At 63.2% G+C, this 16,136-nt stretch carries 10 protein-coding genes; 5 read left to right on the top strand and 5 right to left on the bottom strand.

Annotation, left to right across the window (positions count from 1 at the left end):
* Window positions 1-140: 140 nt before the first annotated feature.
* The 3 genes from AAHB08_RS06565 to AAHB08_RS06555 all read left to right on the top strand — a co-directional run bounded on the left by AAHB08_RS06565 (window position 141) and on the right by AAHB08_RS06555 (window position 5,487).
* On the top strand, window positions 141-1,331 hold the full coding sequence (locus AAHB08_RS06565) for an efflux RND transporter periplasmic adaptor subunit (protein ID WP_342058469.1): 1,191 nt from the start codon (window positions 141-143) through the stop codon (window positions 1,329-1,331).
* 29 nt (window positions 1,332-1,360) lie between these two features.
* A complete protein-coding gene (locus tag AAHB08_RS06560; protein ID WP_342058468.1) occupies window positions 1,361-4,525 on the top strand; it encodes an efflux RND transporter permease subunit in 3,165 nt (1,054 codons plus the stop codon).
* Window positions 4,526-4,701: 176 nt separating this feature from the next.
* Window positions 4,702-5,487 (top strand): MetQ/NlpA family ABC transporter substrate-binding protein, encoded by a 786-nt coding sequence (locus tag AAHB08_RS06555; protein ID WP_342058467.1) that lies wholly within the window; start codon window positions 4,702-4,704, stop codon window positions 5,485-5,487.
* Between the two features lie 216 nt (window positions 5,488-5,703).
* Here AAHB08_RS06555 and yjfF read toward each other — a convergent pair whose 3' ends face one another.
* From yjfF to AAHB08_RS06530, 5 genes are all read right to left on the bottom strand, one after another.
* Window positions 5,704-6,714: a galactofuranose ABC transporter, permease protein YjfF gene (gene yjfF / locus AAHB08_RS06550; protein WP_342058466.1), complete on the bottom strand. Its 1,011-nt coding sequence runs from the start codon at window positions 6,712-6,714 to the stop codon at window positions 5,704-5,706.
* Window positions 6,707-7,729, bottom strand: coding sequence for a galactofuranose ABC transporter, ATP-binding protein YtfT (gene ytfT, locus AAHB08_RS06545; RefSeq protein ID WP_342058465.1), 1,023 nt, complete (start codon window positions 7,727-7,729; stop codon window positions 6,707-6,709). Before ytfT ends, yjfF begins: the two co-directional genes overlap by 8 nt.
* Before the next feature lies 1 nt (window position 7,730).
* Window positions 7,731-9,239, bottom strand: a complete 1,509-nt coding sequence (locus AAHB08_RS06540) for a sugar ABC transporter ATP-binding protein (RefSeq protein WP_342058464.1) — start codon at window positions 9,237-9,239, stop codon at window positions 7,731-7,733.
* A gap of 89 nt (window positions 9,240-9,328) precedes the next feature.
* Complete coding sequence (ytfQ, locus tag AAHB08_RS06535) at window positions 9,329-10,288, bottom strand: galactofuranose ABC transporter, galactofuranose-binding protein YtfQ (protein WP_342058463.1); 960 nt, start codon at window positions 10,286-10,288, stop codon at window positions 9,329-9,331.
* Window positions 10,289-10,597: 309 nt separating this feature from the next.
* Window positions 10,598-11,512, bottom strand: coding sequence for a LysR family transcriptional regulator (locus tag AAHB08_RS06530; protein WP_342058462.1), 915 nt, complete (start codon window positions 11,510-11,512; stop codon window positions 10,598-10,600).
* A gap of 130 nt (window positions 11,513-11,642) precedes the next feature.
* Between AAHB08_RS06530 and AAHB08_RS06525 the strand changes: the two genes are divergently transcribed.
* Window positions 11,643-12,494, top strand: coding sequence for a type 1 glutamine amidotransferase domain-containing protein (locus tag AAHB08_RS06525; RefSeq protein ID WP_342058461.1), 852 nt, complete (start codon window positions 11,643-11,645; stop codon window positions 12,492-12,494).
* A gap of 348 nt (window positions 12,495-12,842) precedes the next feature.
* Window positions 12,843-16,136, top strand: a complete 3,294-nt coding sequence (locus tag AAHB08_RS06520; protein ID WP_342058460.1) for an ImpA family metalloprotease — start codon at window positions 12,843-12,845, stop codon at window positions 16,134-16,136.

Below are 16,136 nucleotides of genomic sequence, written 5' to 3'. Positions count from 1 at the left end.
GCGGGCAGGCTTCGTCTGCTGGGCCTGCCCGCATTTTTGCTGCCATCAGCAGAACTGACCAGAATATCGCCCCCCTTATTTTCAGAGCGGATGAATTCATCTGCTCTCGTCGAACTTCACCATCAATGGACTACGTGAATATGACTGCCAGAACAGGTTTTACTGCGCGGCGTGCGGCGCCCTATCTGGTGGCCCTCTCGGTGGCATCTGCCCTGGGGGCTGCCCTCTATACCCACCAGAGCCAGGCCGAGGCGCCAGTCATGGCCGAGGCCGCGGTGCCTGTCTCCGTGAGCAGGATAATGCCCAATCGCATCAAGCTGTGGGAGGCGTTCTCCGGCCGGATGGAGTCGGTGGAGCGGGTGGAGCTGAGGCCCCGAGTGGCCGGCACCATACAGGGGATCCACTTTCGGGAAGGGGCATTGGTTGCGCGCGGCGATCTGCTGATCACCATAGACCCTGCCCCCTATGCAGCCCAGGTGGCCCAGACCGAGGCGGTGGTCGAGGCTGCGCGTGCCCGGTTGGCTCAGGCGGGATCCGATCTGACGCGTGCGCAGCGGTTGATTGCCTCCAGCGCCATCGCTCAGCGGGATCTCGATCAGCTGCACAACGCCAAGCTGGAAGCCGTTGCCAACTTGCGCGGCGCCGAGGCGAGCCTGCAAGCGGCTCGGCTCAACCTCGATTACACCCGGGTTAGGGCGCCCATCTCGGGGCGGATCGGCCGCCTCGACATCACAGTGGGCAACCAGGTGGCGGCGGGACCGACGGCCCCTGTCATGAGCACGCTGGTCTCGGTGTCCCCCATCTATGCCAGCTTCGATGTGAGTGAGGCGACCCTGGATCGGTTGCAGGTATCGCGGGAACAGATCGGTGACACCCCGGTGCAGCTTGGCACCAGTGGAATGACGGGCACGCCACTGGAGGGGCGTCTGCAATTTATCGACAACCAGGTGGATGCCGGTAGCGGCACCCTCAGGGTTCGCGCCACGCTGGATAACCGGGACGGCAGCCTGATCCCTGGTCAGTTTGCCAGGATCAGGCTGGGATCTTCCCGTCAGGTCGACGCCCTGTTGGTGAGCGAGCGGGCTATCGGCTCGGATCAGAGCAAGCAATTCGTCATGGTGGTGGGCGAGGGGAACCGCGCCGAGTACCGCGAGGTGAGCCTTGGCATGAGTGTCGAGGGGGAGCGTATTGTCACCCGTGGCCTGCAGCCCGGGGAGCGAGTCATCGTCGATGGTCTGCAGCGGGTGCGACCCGGCACACTGCTGGCACCCAGCCCGATTGAGCCCACTGCACTCACGACCACCCAAGCCCGGACGGCCAGTCGCGGCTGATGGCCGCGTCATTGCATCAGAGTCACACCATGAATATGTCAAAGTTCTTCATCGACCGGCCCATCTTCGCCGGCGTTATCTCCATCCTGTTCGTGCTGGCGGGACTGGTGGCAGTCAATGCTCTGCCCATCTCCGAGTATCCCGAGGTGGTGCCACCCCAGGTGGTCGTGCGGGCGACTTACCCGGGAGCCAGTCCCAAGGTGATCGCCGAATCGGTGGCCATGCCGCTCGAGGAGTCCATCAACGGGGTTGAGGGGATGATCTACATGGGCAGCCAGTCCACCACGGATGGCACCATGACCCTGACCGTCACCTTCCGTCTTGGCACGGATCCGGACAAGGCGCAGCAACTGGTGCAAAACCGGGTGGCTCAGGCCGAGGCGCGCCTGCCCGAGGAGGTGCGTACCCTGGGGGTGACCACGGTCAAGGCGAGCCCGGACCTCACCATGGTGGTGCACCTGGTCTCACCGGAGGATCGTTATGACATCGACTACCAGCGCAATTATGCGCTGCTCAATGTGCGTGACCGATTGGCCCGGATCCAGGGGGTGGGGGACGTGGCCATCTTTGGTGGTGGGGAGTATGCCATGCGGATCTGGCTTGATCCCGACAAGGTCGCCGCCCGTGGCCTCGCGGCCAGCGATGTGGTGGCGGCGCTGCGTGAGCAGAACATTCAGGCGGCGGCCGGGGTGGTCGGCGGGTCGCCGGCGCTGCCGGGTACCGAGCTGCAGCTCTCCGTCAATGCTCGGGGCCGGCTGCAGAGCGTGGAGGAGTTTGGCGACATCATCGTCAAGTCGGGCGGCGGCGGCGCGGTGACGCACCTGCGTGACATCGCCCATATCGAGCTCGGGGCGGCCGACTACTCGGTGCGCTCGAAACTCAATAACAAGCCGGCGGTCGGCATCGGCATCCACCAGGCACCGGGCGCCAACGCATTGCAGATCTCCGACGAGGTGCGCAGCACCATGAGCCAGATAGCCAAGACCATGCCCCAAGGGCTCGAGTACCGTATCGCCTACGATCCGACCCAGTTCGTGCGCGCCTCCATCGACTCTGTGGTGCACACCCTGCTCGAGGCGATCGCCCTGGTGGTACTGGTGGTTATCCTGTTCCTGCAGACCTGGCGCGCCTCCATCATCCCGCTGCTGGCGGTGCCTGTCTCCATCATAGGGACCTTCGCCGTCATGCTGCTGTTTGGCTTCTCCCTCAATGCGTTGACCCTGTTTGGGCTGGTGTTGGCGATAGGCATAGTGGTGGATGACGCCATCGTGGTGGTGGAGAACGTCGAGCGCAATATCGAGGGGGGACTGTCGCCGCGCCTGGCGACCTACCGCGCCATGCGGGAGGTCTCCGGCCCCATCATCGCCATTGCCCTGGTGCTGTGTGCGGTATTCGTGCCGTTGGCCTTCATCACCGGGCTGACCGGCCAGTTTTATCGCCAGTTTGCCCTGACTATCGCCATCTCCACCGTCATCTCGGCCATCAACTCACTCACCCTTTCGCCGGCGTTGGCGGCCCTGCTGCTCAAGGGGCATGGCGAGCCCAAGGATGCCCTGACGCGAGGCATGGAGCGGCTGCTTGGTCCACTGTTTGCTCGCTTCAACCGCGGCTTCGAGCGCGGCGCCCGCGTCTATGGTGCCGGCGTGCAGGGGATCTTGCGACGCAAGGCCCCGACGCTGCTGCTGTTTGCCGGCCTGCTGGTGCTGACCTATGGCCTGTTCCAGAGCGTGCCCGGGGGCTTTGTGCCCTCCCAGGACAAGCAGTACCTGATTGGCTTTGCCCAACTGCCGGATGGTGCCACCCTGGATCGGACCGACAGGGTGATCGAGCGGATGGGGGCTATCATGGCCAGCAATGAGAGCGTGGAGGGGACCCTGGCGTTCACCGGGCTCTCGATCAACGGCTTCACCAACAGCCCCAATGCCGGAGTGGTGTTCGCCATGCTCAAGCCGTTCGAGCAGCGCAGAGGCGCCGATCAGAGTGGCATGGCGGTGGCGGCGCAACTGAACCAGGCATTCGCCGGCATCGAGGAGGCGGTGGTGGTGATGTTCCCGCCACCCCCCGTGCAGGGGCTTGGCACCACGGGAGGCTTCAAGTTGCAGCTTGAGGATCGCGGCGGGCTCGGGTACGGGGAGATGGATGAGGCGGTGCAAGGTTTCCTGGCCAAGGCGGCCAAGGCTCCCGAGCTGACCGGGCTGTTCAGCAGTTGGCAGATCAATGTGCCGCAGCTCTTTGCCGACATCGACCGTACCCGTGCCCATCAGCTCGGGGTGGAGGTGACCGATATCTTCAACACGCTGCAGGTCTACCTTGGCTCGCTTTATGTCAACGATTTCAACCAGTTCGGGCGTACCTACTCGGTGCGGGTGCAGGCAGATGCCAGCTATCGCAGCCATGCCGATGATATCGGCAGACTGAAGGTGCGTTCGCTCTCGGGCGAGATGATCCCCCTGTCGGCCCTGATGAAGGTGGATCACACAGTCGGTCCTGAACGGGCGATGCGCTACAACGGTTTCCTTTCTGCCGATATCAGTGGCGGGCCGGCGCCTGGTTTCAGCTCGGGGCAGGCCAAGGCCGCCATCGAACGGATCGCCGCCGAGACCTTGCCTCAGGGCATAGGTTTCGAGTGGACCGAACTCACCTATCAGGAGATCCTGGCTGGCAACTCGGCGCTGTGGGTCTTCCCGCTTGCCATCCTGCTGGTGTTCCTGGTGCTGGCCGCCCAGTACGAGAGTCTGACGCTGCCGCTGGCCATTTTGCTCATAGTGCCGATGGGGCTGCTCTCGGCCATGGCTGGGGTCTGGCTCTCTGGGGGGGACAACAACGTCTTCACCCAGATAGGGCTCATCGTACTGGTGGGGCTCTCGGCCAAGAACGCCATTCTCATCGTGGAGTTTGCCCGTGAACTGGAGTTGGCGGGCCGGGCGCCGCTGGCTGCCGCCATCGACGCCGCCAGGTTGCGGCTGCGGCCCATTCTGATGACCTCGCTGGCTTTCATCATGGGGGTGCTGCCCCTGGTGCTGGCAAGTGGCGCCGGCGCCGAGATGCGCTCGGCCATGGGAGTGGCGGTCTTCTCCGGCATGATAGGGGTGACCCTGTTCGGTCTGTTCCTGACCCCGCTCTTCTATGTGCTGCTGCGGCGCCTCGCAGGCAATCGCCCGCTGGTGAGCCATGGAGACCAGAACATGGAGTAGTGAGCCTGGCTGCTGAAGCCATGAACCGATTGAACATAGCCCGCTGACGTCGGGCTATTTTATTTGCTCCGGCGTTCGTCAATTTGGGTATATCCAAGGGATATCTTGTGCTTTGTGCTCCTTGCGTCGCCCCCGTAATCTCGGGGGCGTCATCACTTATTCCCAAGGACACAACTATGTTGAAAACCCTATTTAAATTGACGCCGTTGGTTGCCGCCATCATTGCAGGATATGCCAGCGCCGGGGAAACCATACGGCTGGGTATCATGAGCGGAGAGGATGAAGATGTGTGGGCCGTTGCGTCTGCACAGGCCAAAAAACAGGGGCTGAATATCGAGCTTGTCAAGTTCAATGACTATATCTTGCCCAACGAGGCACTGGAAAATGGCGAAATAGATGCCAACGCATTCCAGCACAAACCTTATCTGGACAATCAGGTGAAGAGCCGCGGTTATCATATAGTGCCGGTCGGCAATACGGCGGTGTGGCCCATCGGCCTCTACTCGAAGAAATTCAATGCGGTCAGCGCCTTGCCGAAAGGGGCCATCATAGGGGTGCCCAACGATCCCAGCAATGAAGGGCGTGCGCTGCGGGTGCTGGCGTCGGCCGGCGTCATCAAGCTGCGTCCCGGCTCGGGCATATTGGCGACCACCACGGATATTATCGACAACCCCAGGAAATTGCAGATCAGGGAGCTGGACACCGGCATCATAGGGCGCTCCGTGGATGATCTGGATGCCGCCGTGGTCAATACGGACTGGGCATTGAAATCCGGCTTGAGCCAGCAGCAGCGTATTTATTCCGAGACCGCAGAAGAGAATCCTTACAATAATTTCATCGCGGTCAAAAGCGGCAATGAAAGCGCCCCCTGGGTAAAAACCCTGGTGGCCTCCTATCAGAATGAGGCCGTCAAGGCTGCGCTGGACAAATACTATAAAGGGACGGCTATCCCCGCGTGGTAATGAATGGCCGATGATCGATCACTCATGATTTATTGGTTATCCATGCTGCCTTCTATTGGGGCCGCCATCTTGCCCGAGCGGCTTCCCCGCGTGCCTTTGCGGGGGGTCAGGGGGACTGGGTGGTGGGGCGGGCGAATACTCGCGCCCGGCCACCATAAAGGCGTGTTATCGCGAGGCCTCTGCCTGGGTTGACCGGGCGCAGGCCCCGCGACGGTTTCACTCAAGGGGGGCGACGGCAGCCTGCCGCTTGAAGGGAGTGGGCTTGCCGGCCTTGCGCTGTTCCGAGACCAGGATCAGCAGGCGCTGCAGGGCGATGAAGCTAAACAGCAGCAGGCCTATGATGATCTTGGTCCACCAGGAGCTGAGGGTGCCGTCGAAGTTGATGTAGGTCTGGATCAACCCCTGGATCAGCACCCCGAACAGGGAGCCGAAGACGGTGCCCACTCCGCCGCTCAGCAGGGTGCCGCCGATGACCACGGCGGCGATGGCATCGAGCTCCACCCCGACGGCGGCGAGCGGATAGCCCGCCGAGGTGTAGAGCGCGAATACGATGCCCGCCAGGGTCGCCAGGGTGGTGGAGAGCAGGTAGATGCGGATGGTGGTGTGGCGCACCGAGATCCCCATCAGGGCCGCCGAGGTGGCGTTGCCGCCGATGGCGTAGACGTTGTTGCCAAAGCGGGTGCGGTTGGCGAGCAGGATGCCAAGCACCACCACCGCCAGCATGATGAGGGCCAGCAGGCTCAGGCGTCCGCCCCCCGGTATCTTCCACGACAGGCTCGACAGGTAGGTGAAGCTGGGGTGATCGATGGGCAGGGACTGCTCGGAGATGAGGAAACTGGCCCCTCGCAGGAAGAACATGCCCGCCAGGGTGATGATGAAGGCGGGGATCTTCAGGGTGTCGATGAGCCAGCCCATGAGGGCGCCAAAGCCCGCTCCCAGCACCAGCACCAGGGGGATGGCCAGCACGGGGCTGATCCCCAGCTCCCCGATGAGCTTGGCCAGCAGCACGCCGGTGAAGGCGATGACGGCTCCCACCGACAGATCTATGCCCCCCGAGAGGATGACGAAGGTCATGCCCACCGCCACTATGCCGAGGAAGGCGTTATCCGTCAGTATGTTGCAGATGATGCGGGTGGACATGAAGGCCGGGAAGGAGGCCAGGCAGAGCAGATAGCCCAGCACGAAGACCATGATGGTCACCATCAGGGGGAGGTTGCGTTTAAACATGGCGAGTCCCTCGCTGGAACAGGTGGTTGAGGGCAGGCGACTGCATGACCAGCACCGCCAGCACCACCATGGCCTTGACGATCTGGTTCCACTGGGGCTGGTAGCCGGAGAGCAGGATCCCGGTGTTCACCCCCTGGATGATCAGTATGCCGACCAGGGAGAGGGCGAGGTTGAAGCGCCCCCCCATCAGGGAGGTGCCCCCAATCACCACCGCCAGGATGGCGTCCATCTCGAGCCAGAGTCCGGCGTTGTTGGCATCGGCCCCGCGGATGTCGGCGGCGACTATCATGCCGGCGACGGCGGCCATGATGCCGCTCAGCAGGTAGGTGGCGATCACCACCATGGGGGTGTTGAGCCCGGCGTTCTTGGCGGCCCTGATGTTGATCCCCACTGCCTCGATGAAGAGGCCGAGGGCGGTGCGCTTGGTCAGCAGCCAGAGCAGCAGCGCCATCCCCAGGGTGATGATGACCGGGGTGGGCAGATAGCAGAGGGCGCCGCTGCCGATCCAGGCGAGGGCCTCGTTGTTGAAGGTGATGATCTGCCCCTCGGTGATGAGCTGGGCGATGCCCCGGCCCGCCACCATGAGGATCAGGGTCGCGACTATGGGCTGGATCTTGAACACCGCCACCAGCAGGCCGTTCCAGAGGCCGCACAGCAAACCCACCCCAAGCACGGCGGCGACGATGACCGGCAGGCTGTGACCGCCGGTGGCCAGGCTGGCCATGGTGGCCCCGCTGATGGCCATCACGGCTCCCACCGACAGATCGATGCCACCGGTGGCGATCACCAGCGTCATGCCGAGGGAGAGCAGGGCCACGGGGGCGCAGCGGTTGAGGATGTCGATGAGGCTGCCAAACAGCCGCCCATCCTGGATATGGATGGCGAAGAAGTTGTCGGCGACCAGGGCATTGACGAGCAGCACGCAGAGCAGGGCGGCGCACTGGGCCGAGCCCGTGGGCAGGGCTCTGCGGGGGCGCGCCGGCCCGCCAGGGAGGGGGAGGGTGGATGACGTCATATCAGGCCTCACATGCAATGGCGTTCATGATGGCAGGGACGCTGAGGGCGTCCGTCGCAAGCTCTGCCACCTGCTTTCTGTCGCGAAGGACGATCACCCGATCGGCATAGCCCACCAGCTCCTCAAGCTCCGAGGAGATGACCAGCAGGGCCAGCCCGTTGGCGCAGAGGGATTCGATGAGGCGGATGATCTCGGCGTGGGCTCCCACGTCTATGCCTCGGGTGGGCTCGTCCAGGATCAGGAACTGGGGTTTGGTGAGCAGCCAGCGGGCCAGCAGCACCTTCTGCTGGTTGCCCCCGGAGAGAAACTGGATGGGTTGCTCCGGCCCCGGGGTCTTGATCGCCAGCTGCTCGATGAGGCGGGCGCTGATCTCGTCCTGCTCCTTGCGAGACAGGGGGCGCAGCCAGCCCCGCTGGGCTTGCAGGGCCAGCACCATGTTCTCGCGCACCGAGGCAGAGGCGATGATGCCGGCGCTCTTGCGATCCTCCGGGCAGAAACCAAAACCGTTGGCGGCCGCCTGGCGCGCAGAGCGGATGGTCACCGCTTTGCCCCGCACCTGGCAATCGCCACTGTCGCTCGGCACTATGCCGAACATCAGCTCGGCGGTCTCGGTGCGACCTGAGCCGAGCAGGCCGGCGAGGCCCACTATCTCCCCTGGCATGACGTCGAGACTGAAAGGGGCCAGGACCCCGCGCTTGCCGTAGCCCCTGAACGACACCGTGGGCTGGTTGCTGCGCAACGTCTTGCCCGCCCGCTTGAGGGCGTTGTCGTCAAGCTCGCGCCCCAGCATCATCTTGACCAGCTCCAGTTGCGGCAGTGCGGCGGTGTCGCGGGTGCCGACCAGCTCGCCGTTGCGAAGCACTGTGATGCGATCGCTGATGGCGTAGACCTGATCGAGAAAATGGGTGATGAAGACGAGGCTCACCCCCTGATCCCGCAGGCTCCCCATCAGGGAGAAGAGCATCTGCACCTCGCTGGCATCCAGGCTGGCGGTGGGTTCATCGAGGATGAGGATCCTGGCGGACAGGGAGATGGCCCGGGCGATGGCCACTATCTGCTGCATGGCGACCGAGTAGTGACCCAGAGGCAGGGTGACATCCATCTCGAAGCCGTATCCCGCCATGATGGCCCTGGCCTGCCGGGTCATGGCGGCTCTGTCGATGAGCCCGAAACGGCGGGGTTCGTGGCCGATGAAGAGGTTGTCCGCCACCGACATGTTCGGCAGCAGGTTGACCTCCTGATAGACGGTGCCGATCCCCAGGCGCTGGGCGTGGGCTGTGTCCGTCGGGGAGATGGGGACGCCATCGAGTTCGATGCGCCCCCCGTCGGGCTGGTAGACGCCGGTGAGGGTCTTGACCAGGGTGGACTTGCCGGCGCCGTTCTCGCCGAGCAGCGCCATGATCTCTCCCCGGCGCAGGGAGAAGTCCACCTGATGCAGGGCACGCACCCCGGGAAAGATCTTGCAGATACCGCGGGCGTTCAGCAGCACATCCTGAGTATTTTCTGACATGAATAGGGGCTCTCCGATATAACGCGCCATATCGCAACGTTGCCGATATGGCGTGTTATTTAACAGGCTGGCTCAGCGGGCGAGCGGCATTAATAACCCATGTCTTTTTTCAGCGCGAGCTGGGCCTCGGCACTCTCTGGCTCGAACAGAATAGATGCCGTCTTGATAAGTTTCGGGGGCTGGGCGCCGTCCTTCTTATAGGCCAGCAGGGCATCGAAGGCCGGGCCTGCCATATTCGGCGTCAATTCCACCGAGGCATTGGCTTCGCCGGCCATCATCGCCTTGAATATATCCGGCACCCCATCGATGGAGATGATCTTGATATCCGTGCCCGGTTTCAGCCCGGCCTCTTTAATGGCCTGGATGGCGCCGATGGCCATGTCATCGTTATGGGCGTAGACGGCGCAAATATTCTTGCCGTTATTCTCCGCCTTGATGAAGCTCTCCATCACCTCCTTGCCCTTGCTGCGGGTGAAGTCCCCTGACTGGGTGCGGATGATCTGGATGGTGGGCACCGCCGCGACGGTGTCGAGGAAGCCTTTCTTGCGATCCAGCGCCACGCTGGCCCCCACTGTGCCCTGCAATTCCACCACGTTGCAGGCCTTGCCATCCTGCTGCTTGATGAGCCATTGGGCCGCCACAGCTCCTTCGTGGACGCTGTCTGCGGCAACGCCGGTCATGAAGAGGCCGTCATCTTTCACCGTGATGTTGCGATCCAGCAGGAACACCGGGATTTCGGCCTCTTTCGCCTCCTGCAATACCGGATCCCAGCCGGTCTGCACCACGGGCGCAATAAAGATGGCATCCACCCCCTGGGCAATGAAGGAGCGAATGGCCTTGATCTGGTTCTCCTGTTTCTGCTGGGCATCGGCAATTTTCAGGGTGATGCCGCGCTTTTGCGCTTCGCTCTTGGCGACCGAGGTTTCCGCCGCCCGCCACCCGGACTCAGAGCCTATTTGAGAGAAGCCCACCGTCATCTCGGCAGAATATGCAGAGGCAGAGAGAATGAGGGTGCTGATAATACCCGCCAGTTTCACTTTCTTATACATGTGACACTCCTTTGTGATGCATGGTGAAATAAACCGGAACGCGTCAGGTTTTTATTGTTCGGGTCAAGGTTATAGGCTCTTGGGTTTAACGACGGGAGGTGGCTCACAGAAAATTTTCAGCAGCACGATGCTTCATACAAACAGCAGACAAGTTCATATATGGCGCGAGGCTTATGCTGATTTCTCTGCATATTTATTTATTCCGGCAGCCATGGTGTCCAGAGCCGGCGCCGTGGGCGCCATCCGGCTTGGCCATAAATCAGGCCAGCCTGGTGCACAGGTATGTTTAGAAGGTGAGGGGCCCTTGCCTCAGAGGCGCACCGCCGCCAGCAGGTAATCCACGAAGGCACGCACCCGGGCAGAGAGGTGGCGATGCTGGGGATAGAGGGCGTAGAAGGGGCGGGATCGCCCCGCAAAGGGGGTCATGACTTCCACCAGCTTGCCCTGGCACAGCGCCTCTGCCGCCACGAAATGGTAGATCTGGAACAGACCCCCGCCAGCCACCGCCCAGCCAAGACCCGCCAGCACATCCTCCAGCACCCGCTGCCGACTGTGGAGACTGACCTCGACCGGAAGCCCCTTCTCATCGATGAAGCTCCAGGGGAAGGGGCGCCCCGTGCTGGGGGTGATGAACTGGATCAGTTCATGCTGGTGCAGCGCGGCCAGGGAGGTCGGGGGCGGGCGGCGAGCGGCATAGTCGGGGGAGCAGAAGACCCCGACGCTGGCCTCCTCCAGCTTGCGGGCGATCACCCGGGAGTCGCGCGGCTCACCCAGACGAATGGCGAGATCGTAACCATCCTCCACGAAGTCGATGTTTCTGTTCGAGACATTGAGTTCCAGCTCTATCTCGGGATAGGCGGCCATGAAGCCCGGCAGCAGGGGTACCAGGCGATGGTGTGCATAGACGGTGCCCACGCTGATGCGCAGCAGCCCCTTAGGGTGGTGCTGTCGTCCGGTGATGGCCCGCTCGGCTTCGGCGATCTGATCGAGGGCCTGCTGGCACTGCGCCCGATAGAGCTCACCGTCGTGGGTGAGGCGCACGCTGCGGGTGGTGCGATTGAAGAGTTTGACGCCGAGCCTGGCTTCGATGCGCTGGATGGAGCGGCTCACCGAGGCCGGCGTCACCCCCAGCACCTGGGCCGTGGCGGTGAAACTGCCAAGCTCGGCCGCCTTGCAAAAGAGCTCTATGCTGCCGAGCTGAACGGGGTCGAAGGCGCGGGACATATGTTCATCCATGTAAATAAACAAGTTCAATGACGTCAGTTTATCCGCAGCAAGGTAATAGGTAAATTCTTCATCCAGCGCGGCGCCCTTGCCGCCCAAGCGATCACTGACCATTCCAAGGAGTATCAAGATGAAGAGCACCCTCAAGGCCCTGCTGGCATCACTGCTGCTGGCGACCTCGGCCGCGGCCAGCGCGGCGTCCAAGGGAGAGATCCTGGTTTTGCTCTCGAGCGAGACCGCACTGCCGCTGCAAGGGGGCAAGAGCCTGACCACCGGCTTCTACCAGAATGAACTGGGGGTGCCTGCCGCCGCCCTGCTGGAGGCCGGTTACACCCTGACCCCGGTGACACCGAGAGGGAACCGGCCCGTTGCTGACAAGAGTTCCGTCGATCCCCAGTACTTTGGCGGCGACCCGCAGGCGATGGCGCGCATCGGCGACGTCGTGAACAGCCTGTTCGGCGCCGGCAAGGTGCTCTCCCTGAAGGAGGTGCTGCAATCCGGTCCCGAGCGCTATGCCGGCCTCTTCATTCCCGGCGGCCATGCCCCCCTCATCGATCTTGCCACGGATCCCGAGGTGGGCACCCTGCTGCGCCATTTCCATGACAACCACAAACCCACGGCGGCCATCTGCCACGGCCCCATCGCGCTGCTGGCGGCGCAGGGGGATCCGGCCGGGTTCGAGCAGTCGGTCATTGCAGGCAAGGCGGACGGCGCCAGAGAGTGGATCTACGACGGTTACAGGATGACCATCTTCTCCGACGAGGAAGAGGCGGTGTTTGAAGCCTCGCTCAAGGGCGACAGGCTGCGCTACTACCCGGCGCAGGCCATGGCCCGGGCCGGTGGCAAGATGCAGTTTGTCGCCCCCTGGCAGCCCGGCGTGGTGGTCGATCGCGAACTCATCACCGGCCAGAATCCCTTCTCGGACCACGCCCTGGCGAGCGCCTTCATCGCGGCGCTGGACAAGCGCACCGAGGCGAACTGAACACTATCTGCGCAGCCCGGCCCGTCATGGAAAGGGCTGTCATCCTCTTGCCGGGTCGACCGCCCCGGGGGAGTGAAGTACCGCGAGGAGAGGGAAGGAGAGCCCGGTCGGTCGGAGCCTAAAATGGGATTCGTTCAGGGTTGAAATTACGCAGCGCGCCCCCTACACTGCCCGCCCCAAACAGCCTGGTAGAGAGGAGGATAGAAGATGAGAAGAGTCATTCTCACACCCTTGCTGGCCCTTGCCATGAACGGATGCGGGGGTGGAGAGGGCGGGAAAGACGATGCCATTCCCCCCACGATAACAACGTATTTCGAGGCATCCACCCAGAGCACCCAGGGTGGACAGTTGAGCCCGGCCAGCCTGCGTCTGAGCGTCGGTGAGCAGGGCCGTTTCACCGTCGCAGCCGACGCAGGCTATGTGTTGGCGCAGATTGCGGGTTGTGAGGGGACGCTGGACGGCCTCACTTATACCACGGGCCCCATGCGCGGCGATTGCCAGGTCTCGGCGAGCTTCACTCAGGAGACGGCCCCCGTCTATTTCGAGGCCACCACCCGCAGCAGCCAGGGTGGACGGCTGAGCCCGGCCAGCCTGCGCCTGAGCGCCGGTGAACGGGGGCGTTTCACCGTAGCGCCCGACGCCGGCTTCGTGCTGGATAGCATAGAGGGCTGTGACGGCACCCTGCAGGGTCACGACTACATCACAGCTCCCATGGGCGCCGATTGTCAGGTGTCGGCTCGCTTCATCAAGCATGCCGCCCATGCCATTGACCACGAGGATCACGCCCTCGCCAGCGACATGGAGCTGATCGCCCATGCCCGTGGCGCCATCGCCGACAGTGAGGCGCGTCGCACCGAACTGGTCCGCACCCTCTATCGGGGTCTGGATGCCATCAGCTGGAACCCGAGCCACGACTCCATCACCTTCTCCAGCTTCCAGCCCGAACACACCGTGACCCTGCTCCCTTCCAACATCAATGGCAAGGGGGAGAGCGAGATCCGCGGCCTGGTGATGGTCTCCGAGCAAGATGACTATCGCCGGGCAGCCATGGGGGCAAACCTGTTTGCGGTGGATCGCACGCCCCAGAGCGAGGCGCTGCTCAGGGGGCTGATCGGCTGGCTGACCCGGGGGAGGGATAGTGATGACGATGGTCTTCGCATCCTGACCGCCCAGATGCCGAGTCGCGCCGACAGCTGGTATTTCCCCCATAACGAGGGGATCCGGGACTGGCTCAAGGCCATGTATCCGGACGCGCACAGCATCAACCAGGCCGATGAGTGCGATTATCAGGCCCTCGGCGCCTGCATCGACCGCATGGCGCCGGATCTCATCGTGATAAGCGACCTCGATCGCCTAGGGCTGGGGTACCAGGGCATAGCCCAGGTCATCGCCAAGGCGAAGGCCGCCGGGATCCCGCTGCTGCTCTCCAACTACCGGCGAGAGGCGAGCCCCCTGCTGGCGCCCCTCTATCTGGAGATGGGGCTGGTGCCCTGGGGCAACTACTGGTCCAAGCTCAAGGTCAGCAATCTGGCGGTGAGCACCATCATGGCGCCAGATCCCCAGCTGATGGCGGTCGATACGCTGCTGAGCAACCTTAAGGAGGGGACATTCAGCACCCAATGGCTGGATGCCTGCAGCGGCAACTTCCTCAACTGCGGGGGGGTCGATGAGTTCAATGTGCAGTTCAAGAATGGCGCCGACTGGCTCAGGAATGCCGCCATCACCCTGGACAAGGCGGGGATCAGCCCCTTCGCCCGCGACGGCTTGGCACTGTTGCCAGCCAGCCTGCTGCTGGCCGACAAATACCGTGCCGCCATCGATTACCCCATCGCCTGGGACGAGCATCAGGCCTGGCAGCGGGCGATGTTTGCCGACTGGCTGGTGAGCTATGCCCGTGTTCGCAATCCGGCCCAGCCCGATCTGGGGGAGTACGTCGTCGATCGCAGCCAGGTGTTCAAGGGAGATCAGGCCCATTACGCCTATCCCGCCGTCATCAGCGACAGCCGCCGCATCTCGGTGCCCTATTCCGGGCAGTGGACCTCGACGGGCTGGTATGCCCTGCCGGGGCAACGTATCACCCTGAGTCGCACGGATACTGCGGATGTTTCCGCTACCATTCGGCTCAATTACCACAGACCCAACACCAACAGGGCCTATGAGCAGAAGGTCTATCGGGCGCCGCTGGAGTTGGCCAGCGGGCGGCTTCCTCTTAACAAGGGCGGCAGCGTCAGCTTCACCTCGCCCTATGGGGGCCCTGTCTATCTCTATCTGGAGGGGGGAGACGGGACGCTGCAAGTGGAGGTGGCCGCCACCGGCGTGACCCGCCATCCAGCCATTCTGGACTTCAGTGATGAGCAGCAGATCCGGGACTTCAACGAGCGGCTGGATCAGACCGAGCTGCCCCATGTCGATCTCAGGGCCGATGGCGCCGAGCAGCATCTGCGCCGGGATCGCTTCACCGGGGCCATCGGGGGGGCCATTGCCGACACCGATGCCCTGCTGGACAGCATCTCCCGGGATCATATCAACAGCGTCTATACCCTGGCGGGCTTCAAGATCCAGGGCAAGCGCCTGGAGGAGTCGCTGCCCGACGAGGTCAGGCGCGCCTGTGTCGCGCTGCTGGGGGATCAGTGTCTCGACGAGTCACTGCATACCCGTACCATCATCCAGCATGCCAACTACGACCAGAATGCCCATTGCGGGGTCGGCTGCAGCGGCAACCCCTGGGACTCTTCCGGCAGCATCAGCCCGACCGGTTGGCTGGACAATCACGAGCTGGGCCACAATCTGCAAACCCAGCGCCTGAATGTGCATTACGCCGCCGCCAGCGATGCTGACAACTGGCGCGGCTATGGCAGCCGGGCCGGGGAGAACTCCAACAACATCTTCCCCTATGTGGTGAAGTGGCAGGCCCACTATCTGCGCGACGGCAACACGGCGCCCATCAAAGATGGTCACATGAATCACAAGGATCTGTTCTACGCCTTCATGTCCGACGCGGCCGGGGTGAAGGATAAGAGCGGCAACCGGGTGGTGCTGGGGGCCAACTGCAAGGTGCTGGATGCGGGGGAGAGTCGCTACGAGGCGCCCTGGCAGAGCAATGCCTATGCGGTCCACAACGGCTATCGCATGGCGTTTTATATCCAGATGGCACTGCGCGCCCACGGCATGAGGCTGGCGGACGGCACCCGCCTGAACAACGGCTTCAATATCTTCACCCTGCTCTACCAGCATTCACGGATCTTCGGCGCCGTTGCCGACAACGAGAGCGACTGGAATGCCAACAGGGACAGGCTCGGCTTTGGCCTCTTCCCCTTCCAGGGGCATGGGGTCTATGGCGGCAAGCAGGTGCGAGACATACCGGGCAACGACTTCATGCTGGTCGCCCTCGGCAGGCTAACCGGCCTGGACTGGCGCAGCCACTTCGATCTGCTGGGTCTGCGCTACTCGCGCCTCGCCGCCGATCAGGTGGAGGCGAACCAGCCCTCGGGCGTCCTGCCCATGGGGATGTACGTGCTGGAGGACGATCTCCCGCCCGTCAACTTGAGCGAGGGGCTGACATTCCTGCCCCTCTCCAGGACGGATGGCAGCACCCTCTGGCCTCGCGACCATGGATCGCCGGCCAGCTGTCCTATTCCCTAA

Origin of the sequence: Aeromonas sp. OTU364 (assembly GCF_038440395.1) — a bacterium.
Classification (GTDB): domain Bacteria; phylum Pseudomonadota; class Gammaproteobacteria; order Enterobacterales; family Aeromonadaceae; genus Aeromonas.
The sequence above is the reverse complement of the archived record's forward strand: the minus strand, read 5'-3'. Positions and strand labels throughout refer to the sequence as shown.

Excerpts from the sequence above, each read along its gene's own strand:
- AAHB08_RS06530 (WP_342058462.1), bottom strand. The coding sequence starts at position 11,512 with ATGTCCCGCGCCTTCGACCCCGTTCAGCTCGGCAGCATAGAGCTCTTT.
- AAHB08_RS06560 (WP_342058468.1), top strand. The coding sequence starts at position 1,361 with ATGAATATGTCAAAGTTCTTCATCGACCGGCCCATCTTCGCCGGCGTT.
- AAHB08_RS06565 (WP_342058469.1), top strand. The coding sequence starts at position 141 with ATGACTGCCAGAACAGGTTTTACTGCGCGGCGTGCGGCGCCCTATCTG.
- AAHB08_RS06555 (WP_342058467.1), top strand. The coding sequence starts at position 4,702 with ATGTTGAAAACCCTATTTAAATTGACGCCGTTGGTTGCCGCCATCATT.
- ytfT (WP_342058465.1), bottom strand. The coding sequence starts at position 7,729 with ATGACGTCATCCACCCTCCCCCTCCCTGGCGGGCCGGCGCGCCCCCGC.
- AAHB08_RS06540 (WP_342058464.1), bottom strand. The coding sequence starts at position 9,239 with ATGTCAGAAAATACTCAGGATGTGCTGCTGAACGCCCGCGGTATCTGC.
- yjfF (WP_342058466.1), bottom strand. The coding sequence starts at position 6,714 with ATGTTTAAACGCAACCTCCCCCTGATGGTGACCATCATGGTCTTCGTG.
- ytfQ (WP_342058463.1), bottom strand. The coding sequence starts at position 10,288 with ATGTATAAGAAAGTGAAACTGGCGGGTATTATCAGCACCCTCATTCTC.
- AAHB08_RS06525 (WP_342058461.1), top strand. The coding sequence starts at position 11,643 with ATGAAGAGCACCCTCAAGGCCCTGCTGGCATCACTGCTGCTGGCGACC.